Origin of the sequence: Glutamicibacter uratoxydans, assembly GCF_050753455.1 — a bacterium.
In the GTDB taxonomy this organism is placed as follows: Bacteria; Actinomycetota; Actinomycetes; order Actinomycetales; family Micrococcaceae; genus Glutamicibacter; species Glutamicibacter uratoxydans_A.
In genome coordinates this window covers 2,714,876-2,729,210 of sequence record NZ_CP192736.1, presented here as the reverse complement: position 1 = coordinate 2,729,210, position 14,335 = coordinate 2,714,876, and the positions used below count along the sequence as shown (strand labels likewise).

The following is a 14,335-nucleotide window of genomic DNA, read 5'->3' as shown; positions in this document are numbered from 1 at the left end:
TTTGTGGTTTGGCTCAAACAACTCACGCAGCCAGATCCCCGCGGAGGTGGCACGGAGCAAAGAAAGGCGGAAGGCACGAATGTCGCTGATTAGTGAGCTGCGGATGCAGCCCGCGGTAGATTCCCGAGCCAGCTGGGACGCTCCGGCATCGATGCGCTTGCTGTTATCCGCCGCGGTGATCTTTGTGCTGCTCTGCGGGGCCAATCTAGCCACCCCGCTCTACCCGCAATTGCAAAGCTCCTTGGGCCTAGGCACCCTAGGTACCACGGTCGCTTTCGCCAGTTATGTCTTGGCGTTGATGCTGGGGTTGGTGAGCATCGGGCATTGGTCGGATCATATTGGACGCCGTGCCGCATTGGTCACCGCCGTGTTGGTGGGGTTACTGGGAACTTTGGTGTTCGCTGGGGCGCAGGGGCTAGTCACCCTGTGTGTGGGCAGAGCCTTGCAGGGGCTATCGGTGGCATTGGCTACCGGAGCCAGCGCGGCGGCGCTGCGCGAACTGCTGCCCACCAAGCCACAGTGGGCTTCCCGGTTTACTTTGCTGGCCTCCTCCGGTGGGGTCGCCATTGGTCCAGTGCTCGGTGGTGCCTTAGCGATGTTGCCCGGAGGGATGCGTACCGCGTTTTTCTTACAGGGCGCGGTGTTGTTAGCCTTACTGATTCCCTTGAGTGTGGTGCGGGCTCGACCAGCGATTGCCCCAGCCGCGTTCGGGCAGCGCCGCAATGCCTTGGCGCCGCGTCCCGGGTTAGTTCCAGCCCAAGCCAATGAGGATTTTTGGTTGGCCGCAGGCACCGGTTTTTTGAGCTTCGCGGTGTACGGTTTCATCCTTTCGTTGGCCCCCGGACATTTCGCGGCGGTCTTCGACTTGCGCTCACCGGTACTAGTCGGTGCGTTAGCTGGACTTCCGCTGCTGGCTTCCGCGCTGAGTCAGCTCAGTGCGGTTCGTGGACGACAGTTGCAGGCGTTCGCCACGCTGAGCATGGCCTTGGCTTTGGGGACACTGCTGATTGGGGTGGAACGAGCCCACCTTGCGGTGGTGCTCTGTGCGCTGCTGGTCCTCGGTGTGGGGCAGGGACTCACCTTTCGTTCCGCTTTTGCCGCCGCGGTGGACTCGGTGGAGATCTCGGCGCATGCGCGTACCGTCAGCTCGATCTACCTGATCACCTATCTCGGTAGCGCGCTACCGGTGATTGGGCTGGGGTGGGCGGCAGGAGTCTTCGGAATGGCCACCGGGATGCGAATTTTTCTTAGCGCAGCCATCCTGCTGGCGGTGACTTTAGCCGTTGTAGCATGGCTCCGACAGGCGCGCACCAAGGAAAATTTTCGGGCGTAAAGTGGAAGTATGAGTCAGCAGTCTTCTACCGCAGCCCAAACGCCCCACAAAACCTCTGCCCGTTGGGCGGTCAGCGCCCGGGTGTTCGTCCCGGCCATCTGGCTGGGGCTAATCCTCGGGATCTCCTTTATCGAGGCGCCGTTGAAATTTCAGGCCCCGGGAATCACGATTCCGCTGGGGTTGGGCATCGGCCGGCTAGTCTTTGCGGCGATGAACATGGTGGAGATCCTACTGTTCCTCCTGTTGCTGGCCGGTTCCATTAAGCAGGGCGTCGATAGGGCCTGGTGGAGCGTGCTGGGAGTGCTCGGGGTATGGCTGCTAGTGAAGACCGTGGCGATCCGCCCTGGGCTGTCCCAACGCACCGATGCGGTGTTGGCCGGGAATTCTGAGGGCGGATCGCTCTGGCATTATGCCTACATTGGCGTCGAGGGGTTGCTGGTGATCACCTTGATTGTCGCGCTAGTTTTTGCCGCGCGACGTTGGATTAGCCTCAAAGTCTAACTTCACCCGCGCACCTCGACTCCGCTTTAGCTCACAGACGTCAGGGCGCAGGCTTGTGCAGTGAGTTTCACTGAAGTGAGTCGGTCGGATTCCTCCAGTGGATAGTGCACGGTGATCAGTTCATCGGCCTCGGTATTTTGGGCAAAGTGCTCCAGATAGTCGGCCACCTGCTCGGGGCCACCCAAAGCCGTGTACCGCATCATGTCCAAGATCTGTTCGGCTTGCGGGGTGCTCATAAGCATATCGATCTCGGCTTCGGTGAACTCTTGATCCCGTCCGCGGCCGAGGAATGAGGCGACACGTTGCCGCTTAGCCTGGTCCATTAATTCGTGTGCTCGGGTGTTGTTCTCCGCGGCCAAAACACCCACTCCAGCGATGACATAAGGTTCGGCCAGCTGCTCGGAGGCGGTGAATTCCTCCCGGTAAACCGCGATGGCCTGATGCAGTGCCGCTGGAGCGAAATGGGATGCGAAAGAGTATGGTAACCCCAGCTGGGCGGCTAATTTTGCGCCGAAAAGCGAAGAGCCCAAGATGTAGAGCGGTACCCGCGTCCCGGAACCCGGAATGGCTTCGACACCCTTAATTCGGGACTCACCGGCGAGGTAGGCTTGCAGCTCTAAGACGTCGTGTGGGAAAGATTCGGCGGCCGAGGGGTCACGGCGTAGTGCCCGCAGCGTCACCGGATCGGTTCCCGGAGCCCGGCCTAACCCTAAGTCGATTCGGTTACCGTAGAGTTCGGCCAGCGTACCGAACTGTTCGGCAATGACCAGTGGGGAATGGTTTGGCAACATGACTCCGCCTGATCCCAAGCGAATCCGTTCGGTCTGCCCGGCAATATGCCCGATGAGAACCGCGGTCGCGGAGGAAGCGATGGTGGACATGTTGTGGTGCTCGGCGTACCAGATACGTTCATAGTTCACACTTTCGGCCAGCTGTGCCAAACGTACTGATGCCTTGAACGATTCGGATACGGTGCTGCCCGGTGCGACGGGGGCTAAATCAAGAATAGAGAGCTTCACACCTAATGCAACCGCCGATGAGCCCCGAGTATTCCGTGGCGGCTGCGCAGGAAAGCAAAAACCGGTGCCGATCGGATTACTCCGTTCGGCACCGGTCTAAAAAGCTTGGCGTGTAGTCGCTTCGCCTTTAGAGAGCGCGAATGTCAGCTGCCTGCAGGCCCTTTGGACCCTCAACAACCTCGAACTCAACCTTCTGGCCCTCGTCCAAGGTACGGAAGCCCTGGGTCTGGATGGCGGAGAAGTGTGCGAAGACATCTGGTTCGCCGCTGTCTGGAGCGATGAAGCCGAAGCCCTTTTCAGCGTTGAACCATTTTACGATTCCAGTTGCCATTATTCTTTTTGGTCCTTTCAGACGTATTTCCGCCACACCTCGTGGCGGAAGTGGTTGTTTCCACGCAAACCGGCGATAACTCCTCGGTGAGGAACCGTCGACCGGTTGTGCAAAGCAGCCAGGTCATTCACTTCACGTCTAGAAAGACTTTGGACTTTCAACTGGTGAGGTCTTCAAGCTTCTAAAGGGTACTTCGCGAATTACTTTGAAACTACATCTCCTAGCCTACGTGGAGTTTCGTCCCAACTGAATAACTTCGCAGGAATTAATCTAGATTTTGGTAAAGATGCGACTAATAGTTACTTTGCGACCGGTTTTACGACACGAAAAACCACAATTGCGGCCACCAGAGCCAAAATTGCCGCCAAGGAAGCCGTCACCAGCACTCCGTGATCGAAGGCCTGAGCCGCTGTCTCTAAGAGGGTGAGTGAAGTCTTCGCGTCTAATTCCGCGGCCACCGTATGAGCGCCAGCCAAGGTTTGGGTGGCGGCCTCCGACTGGGCGGAGGTCAGCGAGGTCGGAACTTTCAAAGTCGCGGCATAGATGCCGTTCAAAATCGTTCCCAAAACCGCGGTGCCAAGTACCGAACCCACCTCGTAGGCAGTTTCGGAGATCGCCGAGGCTGCCCCGGCCTTAGCTGCTGGGACCTCGGAGATCACCAAGTCATTGGATAAGGTTTCACTCATCCCAATTCCCAGCCCGAGAACACAGAACGCCACCAGCAACCAGGTGTCATTCCCGGCCGACCCGGCAAAAACGACCAGTGCATAGGCCAACGCGCTGAGCACCAGACCGGCGATCATCACATTTGAGGCTCCGAAGCGGTTTGCGAAGCGGACCGCCAACAGCCCAAAAACCATTGTCAGCACGAGACCCGGAGTCATCCAGAGGCCCGCTTCAAAGGGGGTGAGACCGGAAATCAGCTGCAGGTGCTGGGAAACGAAGTAAATGAATCCCACCAGAGAGAACACGCTGATCAGGTTGATTACCAGCGCACCGGAGAAGATCCGGTTGCTAAACAGGCGGACATCAAGCATGGGATTTGGCCGAGCGAGCTGACGGCGCACAAAGATCACCCCGCACAGTAGGCTCAGGCCCAGTGCGGCAACCGGGATATACCAGGCCGCGGTCGTGAGTGATTTCACCGCGTAGACAAAGGGCAACAGGGTCATGATGATCAGCAGGATCGAGACCGGATCAACCTTCCCCGGGTGGGGGTCGCGAGACTCGGGCAGCAACAGCACCCCACCGATCAACAGTGGTAGCAGCATCGGCACGGCCAAGAGGAAGATCGAGCCCCACCAGAAGTGCTCCAAAAGAATTCCACCCAAGATCGGCCCGAGCACGGCACCTCCGGAGAAGGCCGCGGCCCAAATCGCGATCGCGGTCCGCCGCTCCGTGGCGTCGCTAAAGATATTGCGAATCAGTGACAAGGTGGAGGGCATCAGCATGGCACCAAAGAATCCCAACAGGACACGGGCAGCAATCAGCTGATTGGCGTCGGTGGCGAATGCGGCCACAGCGGAGACGAGAGCGAAGCCAACGGCGCCCAGCAACAGTAGTTTGCGACGTCCGATTCGGTCACCGAGCGAGCCCATTGGGACCAAGAGTCCGGCTAGCACCAGCGGGTAGATGTCGATGATCCACAACAGTTGATTGCCGGTAGGTTGTAGCGCGGCCGAAATTGCTGGGACGGCAAAGGAGAGGACGGTGTTGTCCACCGAAACGAGCAACACTGGAAAGAGCAGTACCGTCAGGGCAGCCCAACGTCGCCGCGCGGTGAGCGAGCCGGGGGTGAGCTGTGCGGTGAGTTTTTCCATGAGTCAGTCCATCTGCGTTCGCGGAGTTTGAGGTGAGGGGTGAACGCCCCACGTATTACTGTACCGTCTGGACTGTATTGTTACTATGGAGAGCGATGTCAGATCTATCACCGGCTGGAGTCGTTATTTTTTATGGCTAGACCACCGTTGGCGCGGACGAAAATCCTCGAGGCCTATGTTTGGTTGCTCTGTGAAGAGGGGGAGCGATCGGCCACTATGGATGCCACCGCGGCGCGCGCGGATGTCTCCAAGGGTGGGTTGCTCTATCATTTCGCCACCAAGGAGGCCTTGGCGAGGGCGGTGATTAGTCACTGTGCGGATCTTGCCGCCGAAGATTTCCGGCAGATGGCCACAGCCCCGGAGGGTCCGGCCGCGCATTACGTGCGCACCTCGGCGATTTTGGGCACGGAGTTTGATCGTTACCTGCTGGCCGTGGAACGTTTGGGGCAAGCCGGGATGGACGAAGCCCGGGTGGCTTTGCAAAAGATCCAGCGGCGTTGGTATGAGCTGATTCTCGCAGAGGTTCCCGACCCGGCGTCGGCTCAGGCAATCATGCTGATCGGTGAGGGACTCTATGCCCACGCCGGGCGTCCGGCGTGGTGGCATGACGCGGATTTTGCTGACCGCCTAGCCCAGTTATTAGAGTTGGTGGCTAAACTAAGAAAGTTGAGCAATCTCAACGAGTAGGTCTGTTGTGAGGGAGCTCATGAGCCAAGAAGAACGTGGCGCCGCATTGAAGGGCAAAATCGGGGCCCTGCTGGGCATATTACTGATGGCCTTGTCGTTGCGTGCGGCCGTGGTATCGGTGCCGCCGTTGTTGCAACGTATGCAGGAAAACTTAGTCTTCACCGAGTTCAGTACCGGGTTACTGGCGATGCTTGCACCCATTGCTTTCGCGGTATTTGGACTACTGACCCCACGGTTGATCCGTGGCTGGGGACTGGAACGCACCTTGGTGCTCGCGGTGGTGTTGGCCGTGGTTGGTCAAGTGATCCGCCCCTGGGTGGGCGAGGTGTGGCTTTTCTTGGCCCTGTCCGTGGTGACCTTGGCGGGATACGGGATGGGCAACGTGGTGCTGCCACCGTTGGTCAAAAAGTATTTCCCCAAACATATTGGTCTGGTGACCAGCGGTTACGTCACGATGCTCGCGGTGGGTACCTGGATTGCGCCGCAGTTCTCCGTACCCTTGGCGAACTTGACGAGCTGGCAACTATCGATCGGTTCCTGGGCGTTGCTGTCCGGAATCGTGCTGCTCCCGTGGGCGATCCAACTGCTCGCGGACCGGAAAATCGATCGCCCCGACCACTTGCCAACCGCCCCAGGCACCGCACCGGCGGTGAGAATCAATCCGTGGCGTTCGAAGGTTGCGTGGGGCCTAGCGATCTATCTGGCTGGCAACTCCGCGCAAACCTATGTCTATTTCACCTGGCTTCCGCCCTATTTGGTGGACCAGGGGGTGAGCGAAGCAAGCGCTGGATCGATGCTGGCGCTCTTTGCGATTCTCGGGCTGCCGGTGAGCCTGCTCGTCCCGCTCTGGGTGCCTAAACTCAGGCACCCGCTCATCGCGGTGGGAATCTTCACCCTGTGTTGGATCGGCGGGCATTTGGGCGTGTACTTCTCGCCCACGCAGAACACTGCGCTATGGGTTGCCTTAGCCGGTTTGGGGCAGGGCACCTTCGCGATCGCGCTCTTGATGATGAATCTGAGATCGCGCACCACTTACGGTTCCGGGGTGCTCTCCGGATTCGCCCAAGGGCTGGGATATGCTGGGGCGGCGATTGTGCCGATGCTCTTTGGAGTGGTGCGGCAGGCCACGAACTCATGGGCAGTGGCCTTTTCAATGCTTGGGCTGTGCATCGTGGTGATGCTGCTTGGCGCGATTATGATCAACCCACCGCGCACCATTGAGGACGATGCCCCCGGCGGCGAAGCGCTGGGAGGGCGCGAACGAATCGGTTAGCTCAGGCTGTCGCTAGTAGTGCCGCTGCGGGCCGTCATTCGGCGGATTTGAATGTTCCTTATGCCAGTGACCGGCCGCCATCGGCACTCGCCAACCGTATTTCAATGAAGCCAAGCGGGCCAGAAATACGAGTACGGCCACGATGACACCACTGAGCGGGGTAAACCAGCCCAGCGCCCATAACAGTGAGGTGCAGGTGGCACCGGTGATGGCGGGCAGCGCATAAATATCGCGCGGGTTAAAAAGTTCGGGTGTCACATTGGAAATGACATCACGCAAAAGTCCGCCTCCGACGGCGGTAGTCACTCCGAGCAAGACCGCGGTAATCGGATTCATCCCAAAAGTCAGCGCCTTCATGGTTCCGGTAACACAAAATAGTCCCAGCCCGCCGGCATCGAACAACAGGATCAGCCGCTGGAGTTTTTGCACCGCCGGGGTGAAGAAATACACCAATAGCGCCCCGAGGACCGCGGGGGAGAAGTAGATCGGGTTGGTGAAGGTGGCAGGGGTCTGATCCAAAATCAAGTCACGCACCACACCGCCACCCAACCCGGCCACCCCGGCTAAGAACATCGAGCCGATGACATCGAAGCCGCGGCGGGCAGCGACCAGCGAGCCGGAGACGGCGAAGAAAAAGATCCCGGTGAGCTCGATGATCAGAAACATGGTGGACAAGGTGGCATTCTCCCACGGCAGCAAATAAGTGGCTGCTCCTATTATGGGGGCCGATCCGAGACTAGAGAAGTTTCGCGATCTTCTGCACAGTGTTAAGGTTTCGGGTGGTCAGCAGGTGCTGCCGCGCGAGACGCTGCAGCGCGGTGGCCAGCGGACAGGTGGTGCTCGTGCCTTTGGCAGCCCACCAGTACAGCACCGGACCGTGCACGAGGTACTCGCCCACGGTCGCCGGAAGCTGTCCGGCTAGGTGCCGTGCAGCCTGTGGGTCGCGGCTAAAACTGAGATAACGGTGAAACTCTTCGCCCGGAGGTTGCAGCGGGAACGGCCAGTTGGCGATGTCGCCAAACTCCGCGCCGGAATACACCAGCGCGGGAACCGGCAGCCCAAAGTGATGCTGCACGATGGATTCCACACGTTCAGCAACCTGTTCGACACTCCCCGATGCGTCGCATACGGCGTTGCCGGTAGCCAGCACGGTGCGCACCGTGGCGAAGCCGCCCGCCGCCAATGCTGCGCTGAACTCCGCCATCGGTAGCTTCACCCCACCGACGTTGACCCCGCGCAATAACACCACGTAGCGATTCATAAACCCATCCAAGCCCAGCTGCGTTGTGCTGTCGAGTAACGGTGGGCGAAGTCAACTAGGATTCAGATATGCGCACCCCTCTTCCCTGCGGTTCTTGGCCCTCATTGATCACTGCCGCAGATGTCGCGGCCGGCACCAAACCTTTAGGTGGGGCCGCTTTTCTAGGCTCCAGCGTCGTGTTTCAGCAAGCTCGCCCCGAGCAGGGTGGACGGATTACCCTGTGGCTGGCGGACGGCGCCACGGGACAAGTGCAGCGCGAGCTGATCCCGCAGCCATACAATGTGCGTTCGCGAGTGCACGAATACGGTGGCGCCTCGTGGCTGCTGGTTGAAGAGCCCAAACCCCTGATCATTTTTGCGAACTTTGCCGACCAGCGTCTCTACCTGTTGGATCTGGCCACCGCCGAAATTCGTGCGTTAACCCCGGACAGTCAGCGGGACGGAAACCCGCTGCTACGCTTTGCCGAGCTGATCCCCGGAAGCGACGCGCAGCATATTCTGGCGATTTTGGAAGATAACACTTCCGAACCCGTGCGGCAGATCGTGCGCGTCCCGCTGGATGGGAGCGCCGCGGCTGAGAGCAGTGCGATCACGAGGCTGACCCCTGCAGCGCGTTTTGTGGCCGCTCCACGGCTGAGCCCCGATGCATCCAAACTTGCCTGGATTACTTGGGAGCACCCAAATATGCCCTGGGATGGTACCGAACTTCGGGTAGGACTGCTGACCGCGGAGGGGGTTAGCCAGTCGCAGACCATTGCCGGTGGCAGCGAGATTTCGGTGCTTCAACCAGAATGGCTCGATTCTGGGCGGCTGGTCTATCTCAGCGATGAATCTGGCTGGTGGAATCCGCATGAATACACGCTGACGGAGAACCGTAGCCGGCAGATTCTGCACGCCGCAGCCGAATACGCCGGACCGCTCTGGCAGGTGGGCACCACCTGGTATCTGGTGCGTGATGAGCACCAACTACTGATGTCCCGGGGCACCGGGTTGACTGAACTGGTCGCCGTGGATCTCACCACCGGCAGCGAAGAGCGGCTTGACACGGGCGCCTACACCAGGATCCGGCCGCTGCAGTTGCGCGGCAACCAGCTGCTCGCCGCCACCTCATCGATGACCAAGGGTGAAGAGATCACCCTGATCGAGCTGGACCAGCGACAGACCCGGAGCCTGGCTCGAGCCATCGAAAAGCTTCCGGCACCCGCGGAACTCCCTGAAGTTGAAGAGCTGGAGTGCACTAACGCCCAGGGTGAGCCGGTTCATGCGTTGCTCTACCGGCCGCGCAACACCGGCTATACGGCTTTGCCCGGGGAGCTCGCCCCCTATGTGGCGATGGTGCACGGCGGCCCGACCTCGCAGGCCGCGGCCACCCTCTCCGCCACGGTGGCCTACTACACCTCCCGCGGTATCGGGGTGGTGGACATTAACTATGGCGGATCCAGCGGCTACGGCCGGGCCTACCGCAACCGTCTGCGTGGGCAATGGGGTGTGGTGGATGTGCAGGATACCGTGGCGGTCATCGATGCCTTGGTCGAACGCGGAATCGCGGACCCGGAACGGATCGGTATCGAAGGTGGTTCGGCCGGCGGGTGGACTGTGCTGTGCGCGTTGACCTTCTCCGACCGGTTTAAAGCCGGAATCAGTCGTTACGGGGTCTCGGATTTGGTCTCGCTGGTATCCGACACCCACGATTTCGAATCCCAGTACATGTTTTCTCTGGTTGGACCCTACCCGCAAGATGCTGAGCTTTACGCGCAGCGTGCCCCGATCAACCACCTGGAAAAGTTGAACTGCCCGGTGCTGATCCTGCAAGGCGACGAGGACAAGGTGGTTCCGCCCGCCCAATCCGAGGTGGTCGTTGAGGAACTAGCCCGACGCGGAATTCCGCACGCCTATATTCTCTTCGCTGGAGAACAACATGGTTTTCGACAGCAGGCCAATATTATTCGGGCGCTGGAAAGTTCGTTGGCCTTCTACGCACAAATCTTCGGGTTTCACGCTCAGGTCCCGGAATTGGAACTATCCGGCCGCCAAGACTGACGCAGCTTATCCATCTCCCGGCGGTCCTTCTTGGTGGGCCGTCCGGCACCGCGGTCCCGCACCGGAACCATCGGAATGACGATTTTTTCCCGCGGTGGGGTGTGGTCAAGGTAGCACTTGACCGCCACCGGAGCACCAACACGCTTAGCGATGAGCGCGGTGACTTCCAACTCACGGTCAAAACCGTCTTTGCGGACCCGCAATTTATCTCCGGGAACCACCGGCTGAGAGGCCTTGACAGGAGCACCGTTGAGTTTCACATGCCCGGCGCGACAAGCAGTCGTGGCCGCGGAGCGGGTCTTATAAATCCGAACGGCCCAGAGCCAGGCGTCCAGTCGAACCTTGGGAGTTGTTGAAACGTGGGGCATGCCTACGAGTTTAGGTCAGCTTAGCCGTTGGTGGCGCCAGCGTCGTCACAGGCCTGCAGCAGCCGTTGCTGGATTGCCGCTGGGGCGCTGCTCTCCGAGGAGGCGGCGAGTTCCTTGAGTGGTTCGACGATCTCTGGGGGCAACCCGCCACCGTCGAAGGCCTAAACCAGAGAGGTCAGAACGCGCATTTCGGCGAGGTCAATCCGGCCATCTTGCAATGGTGCGCAGGCCTGCCGGACGAACTCTTTGGACGCGGCATCGGTCAGCTGCTGAGCTGCGTCCGACGCCGTCTGCTCCACCGCGGAGCAACCGGCGGTTCCAACGGTCAGCAGCAAGAGTGCCGTAACTCCATAGAATTTGCGTTGTTTCATGTACCCCATAACAACCAACTTTAACGAATTAGTTTGGGGATCAGCTGAGTGGGAGCCGAGTCGATCATCCAAGTACCGCCCGCGGTGGGGCACAATGGTTCGGTGAACAGCGCAGAACAACGTATTATTCAACGTCTGACCGAAGAGCTTTCCGCTGCCGTGCCGGTGCAAACTTGGCAGGTGAAGGCGGCCATCGAACTCTTGGATTCCGGATCCACGGTTCCCTTCATCGCTCGCTACCGCAAGGAAGTGACCGGGACCTTGGACGATGCCCAACTGCGTGTTCTCGAAGATCGGCTGCGCTATCTGCGCGAGCTGGAAGAACGCCGCGTCGCAGTGCGTGAAGCCATTGCCGAGATGGGTAAACTCAGCGAGGAACTGGCCGCGGCCATTGATGCGGCACTGACCAAGGCCGAATTGGAAGATATCTATCTTCCCTTCAAATCAAAGCGTCGCACCAAGGCACAGATCGCTCGCGAAGCTGGTTTGGAACCGGTAGCAGAGCAACTTTTGACCAATCCACAATTGGATCCCGAGGAACTTGCCGCCAACTATCTGAACCCGGAAGCCGGTTTCTCATCCGCCGCCGAGGTACTCTCCGGAGCGCGGTCAATCGTGACCGAGCGGGTCTCCCAAGATGTGGCATTGGCCAGCGAATTGCGTGAGCGCTTATGGCATACCGGTCGCCTCTCTGCCACCGTCAGTGCCGGCGCTAATGCCGAGGGGCAGGGCAAATACGCCGACTACCTAGACTATTGTGCTCCGTTGGAAAACCTGCCGGCCCACCGGGTGCTGGCGCTGCTACGCGGAGAACGCGACGGAGTGCTGAACCTGCAACTAGCCGAGGCTGATCCGCGCGACGATACGGCCCTATCCGAAGCACGCGCCGGCTATGAAGCTGCGGTGGCGCACAGTTTGGGCACGAACGCTGGCGTGGACACCCCGGCCGGAAAATGGTTGAACCAGACTGTTCGGTTAGCTTGGAAGGCACGACTCTTAACTCGCTTTGAGTCGGATCTGCGGACGCGACTATTCGAGGCGGCCGAAGACGAATCCGTCAAAATTTTCGCCGCCAACCTGCGCGATGTGTTGTTGGTAGCACCAGCGGGTTCCAAGGCAGTGCTGGGACTAGACCCGGGCCTGCGCACCGGGGTGAAGGTGGCGGTGGTGGACATGACTGGCCAAGTGTTGGATACCGCCACGATCTACCCGCATGCTCCAGCTAACAAATGGGATCAGTCCGTAGCTATCCTCAGTGAGCTTGCCCGCAAGCACGGCATCGAGCTGATCGCGGTGGGCAATGGAACCGCGGGTCGCGAAACCGATCGTCTGGCTGCTGAGGTCATCAAGCACTTGCACGGGACTAAACCCGCCAAGGTGATCGTCTCCGAGGCTGGCGCCTCGGTGTACTCTGCCTCAGAGCTTGCCAGTGCGGAACTTCCGGATATGGATGTGTCCCTACGTGGCGCGGTCTCCATCGCCCGGCGGCTCCAAGATCCTTTGGCCGAACTAGTGAAAATTGACCCGAAATCTATTGGGGTTGGTCAATATCAGCACGATGTTAGTGCCGGGAAACTCGACCGGGCGCTGGATGCAGTGGTGGAAGATTGTGTGAATGCGGTGGGCGTGGACGTGAACACCGCCTCCCCGGCACTGCTGTCACGGGTAGCTGGCGTGGGACCGCTGCTAAGTCGCAATATTGTGGAGCATCGCAACGCCAATGGCCGTTTCGCGACCCGTAGAGATTTATTAAAGGTGCCGCGTCTTGGTGCCAAGGCCTTCGAACAGTGCGCGGGATTCTTGCGCGTCAGTGGGGGAACTGAACCTTTGGATGCTTCGGCAGTCCACCCGGAAGCCTACGACTTGGCGCGCACGCTCCAACGGTCGGCCTCTGAGCAAGGCCGCCGACTCTCCGAACTGAACCTTTCCCAGTTCGTCACCGAGCAATTTGGTGAACCGACCATCCGTGACGTGATTAACGAATTGCAGCGTCCGGGGCGTGACCCGCGCGGTGAATTCGTCACCGCTACCCTGCGCGAAGGGGTGGAAACCATTAAGGATCTCACCCCCGGCATGATCCTGGAAGGAACCATTTCCAACGTAGCCGCCTTCGGCGCCTTTGTAGACATTGGAGTGCATCAGGACGGACTAATTCACGTTTCAGCGATGAGCACCAAGTTCATATCTGATCCGCGCGAAGTAGTTACCTCCGGCCAAATCGTGAAGGTGAAAGTCTTAGATGTCGATGCGGCCCGCAAACGGATCTCGCTGACCCTCCGATTAGACGATCCACTTCCTGGTGACAAGGATGCCGAACGCACTTCTCGCGGAGCGCGTGGTGAAAACTCTGCAGGAAGCCGGACAGGTAACAGACGCAAGCCAGCGATGTCTAAGCAGCCAGCGCCGGCTAACACCGCCATGGCCGAGGCCCTGCGTAAAGCCGGTCTGAGCTAAGCTGTGATTCGTACCAGCTTCGGCGCGCGACTTCCGAGGACGAGCGCCGAAGCTAGGTATCCCTACCCAAACTTTGTTGTGCCTCAATTAACCCCAAGTCAAACCAGTAGCGTGAGCTAATTAAACCTTGACTTAGTGTGTCATAACTGCGATGACAAGGCACCCAAATGCTCGTAGGCTAGAGCCATGGAACTTACAGGAAAACTTGCAGAAGCATTCAACCAGCAGATCACTCTGGAACTAGCCGCCGCCACTGTCTACCGTCAGCTGGCTGCCGAGATGGAAGTTCAAAGCTTCCCCGGCATCGCCCAGTGGTTCCGCGCCCAGTCCGATGAGGAAATCGAGCACGCGGAAAAATTCATCATGCACATGGCTGACCGCGGTGCTCATCCTGCAATTGGAGAGCAGCCAGCCCCGAACCTGAACATCAAATCCGTCGAAGATGCGTTCGCTGCGTCGCTGGCTCATGAGCAGAAGGTTTCGGAGTCCATTCGTGAGCTCTACCGTGTGGCCCAGAACGAATCGGATATCGACGCCTTGCCACTGTTGCACTGGTTCATCGATGAGCAGGTCGAGGAAGAAGCCACTGTGGGCGAGATCTTGGATCGTATTCGCTTGGTCGGTGACGATGGAAGCGGTCTGTTGCGCATCGAAGCGGAGCTTTCTTCGCGTAAGTCCAGCAGCTAAAGCTAGCCTTGCACACGGCGAATCGAATATTGAAATAAACTTAGGGAAACAGCAGTCGCTGTTTCCCCAAGTTTTTTAGTTTTCGAGGTGTATGTGAACCGGGTGGGATCCTCACGCGGACAGGCGAGTTCTCAGACTCCGGCCCTAACGCACCGCACGACGGCAACGCTGAAATTGCGGAAAGGCGCGGG

General features: G+C 59.3%; 15 protein-coding genes. 7 read left to right on the top strand and 8 right to left on the bottom strand.

Annotation, left to right across the window (positions count from 1 at the left end; translation table 11 throughout):
* Positions 1-79: 79 nt before the first annotated feature.
* Together ACQQZ8_RS12605 and ACQQZ8_RS12600 are read left to right on the top strand one after the other, a co-directional pair.
* Positions 80-1,333, top strand: coding sequence for an MFS transporter (locus tag ACQQZ8_RS12605; RefSeq protein WP_431710147.1), 1,254 nt, complete (start codon positions 80-82; stop codon positions 1,331-1,333).
* Between the two features lie 9 nt (positions 1,334-1,342).
* Entirely contained in the window at positions 1,343-1,834 is a 492-nt protein-coding gene (locus tag ACQQZ8_RS12600; protein ID WP_431710146.1) for a hypothetical protein, read from the top strand.
* A gap of 26 nt (positions 1,835-1,860) precedes the next feature.
* On the opposite strand, the gene ACQQZ8_RS12595 is transcribed toward ACQQZ8_RS12600, so the two are convergent.
* The 3 genes from ACQQZ8_RS12595 to ACQQZ8_RS12585 form a co-directional block, all read right to left on the bottom strand.
* Positions 1,861-2,853: an LLM class flavin-dependent oxidoreductase gene (locus ACQQZ8_RS12595; RefSeq protein ID WP_431710145.1), complete on the bottom strand. Its 993-nt coding sequence runs from the start codon at positions 2,851-2,853 to the stop codon at positions 1,861-1,863.
* A gap of 127 nt (positions 2,854-2,980) precedes the next feature.
* Positions 2,981-3,184, bottom strand: a complete 204-nt coding sequence (locus tag ACQQZ8_RS12590; RefSeq protein WP_265161222.1) for a cold-shock protein — start codon at positions 3,182-3,184, stop codon at positions 2,981-2,983.
* A 299-nt stretch (positions 3,185-3,483) separates the two neighbouring features.
* Positions 3,484-5,004 carry an MFS transporter gene (locus ACQQZ8_RS12585; protein ID WP_431710144.1) on the bottom strand — a complete coding sequence of 507 codons (1,521 nt, stop codon included), beginning with the start codon at positions 5,002-5,004 and terminating at the stop codon, positions 3,484-3,486.
* Positions 5,005-5,136: 132 nt separating this feature from the next.
* On the opposite strand from ACQQZ8_RS12585, the gene ACQQZ8_RS12580 reads away from it, so the two are divergent.
* Positions 5,137-5,691 (top strand): TetR family transcriptional regulator, encoded by a 555-nt coding sequence (locus tag ACQQZ8_RS12580; RefSeq protein WP_431710143.1) that lies wholly within the window; start codon positions 5,137-5,139, stop codon positions 5,689-5,691.
* A gap of 19 nt (positions 5,692-5,710) precedes the next feature.
* The gene (locus tag ACQQZ8_RS12575; protein ID WP_431710142.1) at positions 5,711-6,964 is read left to right on the top strand and encodes a CynX/NimT family MFS transporter; all 1,254 of its coding nucleotides are present in this window, start codon (positions 5,711-5,713) and stop codon (positions 6,962-6,964) included.
* Between the two features lie 12 nt (positions 6,965-6,976).
* Here ACQQZ8_RS12575 and ACQQZ8_RS12570 read toward each other — a convergent pair whose 3' ends face one another.
* Both ACQQZ8_RS12570 and ACQQZ8_RS12565 read right to left on the bottom strand, forming a co-directional pair.
* Positions 6,977-7,630, bottom strand: coding sequence for a trimeric intracellular cation channel family protein (locus ACQQZ8_RS12570; RefSeq protein WP_431712195.1), 654 nt, complete (start codon positions 7,628-7,630; stop codon positions 6,977-6,979).
* 70 nt (positions 7,631-7,700) lie between these two features.
* On the bottom strand, positions 7,701-8,225 hold the full coding sequence (locus ACQQZ8_RS12565) for a DUF1697 domain-containing protein (RefSeq protein ID WP_431710141.1): 525 nt from the start codon (positions 8,223-8,225) through the stop codon (positions 7,701-7,703).
* Positions 8,226-8,293: 68 nt separating this feature from the next.
* Here ACQQZ8_RS12565 and ACQQZ8_RS12560 point away from each other — a divergent pair, with 68 nt between their 5' ends.
* Positions 8,294-10,264 carry a prolyl oligopeptidase family serine peptidase gene (locus tag ACQQZ8_RS12560; RefSeq protein WP_431710140.1) on the top strand — a complete coding sequence of 657 codons (1,971 nt, stop codon included), beginning with the start codon at positions 8,294-8,296 and terminating at the stop codon, positions 10,262-10,264.
* Here ACQQZ8_RS12560 and ACQQZ8_RS12555 read toward each other — a convergent pair.
* From ACQQZ8_RS12555 to ACQQZ8_RS12545, 3 genes are read right to left on the bottom strand one after another with little or no spacing between them, the layout of a single operon-like run.
* The gene (locus ACQQZ8_RS12555) at positions 10,225-10,632 is read right to left on the bottom strand and encodes an RNA-binding S4 domain-containing protein (protein WP_431710139.1); all 408 of its coding nucleotides are present in this window, start codon (positions 10,630-10,632) and stop codon (positions 10,225-10,227) included. The two genes, ACQQZ8_RS12560 and ACQQZ8_RS12555, sit on opposite strands and share 40 nt — an antisense overlap.
* A gap of 20 nt (positions 10,633-10,652) precedes the next feature.
* Entirely contained in the window at positions 10,653-10,775 is a 123-nt protein-coding gene (locus tag ACQQZ8_RS12550) for a hypothetical protein (protein ID WP_431710138.1), read from the bottom strand.
* Between the two features lie 18 nt (positions 10,776-10,793).
* On the bottom strand, positions 10,794-11,003 hold the full coding sequence (locus ACQQZ8_RS12545) for a hypothetical protein (RefSeq protein WP_431710137.1): 210 nt from the start codon (positions 11,001-11,003) through the stop codon (positions 10,794-10,796).
* A gap of 102 nt (positions 11,004-11,105) precedes the next feature.
* On the opposite strand from ACQQZ8_RS12545, the gene ACQQZ8_RS12540 reads away from it, so the two are divergent.
* Together ACQQZ8_RS12540 and ACQQZ8_RS12535 are read left to right on the top strand one after the other, a co-directional pair.
* Positions 11,106-13,457 carry a Tex family protein gene (locus tag ACQQZ8_RS12540; protein ID WP_431710136.1) on the top strand — a complete coding sequence of 784 codons (2,352 nt, stop codon included), beginning with the start codon at positions 11,106-11,108 and terminating at the stop codon, positions 13,455-13,457.
* A 186-nt stretch (positions 13,458-13,643) separates the two neighbouring features.
* Positions 13,644-14,144 carry a ferritin gene (locus tag ACQQZ8_RS12535; RefSeq protein ID WP_431710135.1) on the top strand — a complete coding sequence of 167 codons (501 nt, stop codon included), beginning with the start codon at positions 13,644-13,646 and terminating at the stop codon, positions 14,142-14,144.
* The last annotated feature ends 191 nt before the right edge of the window (positions 14,145-14,335 follow it).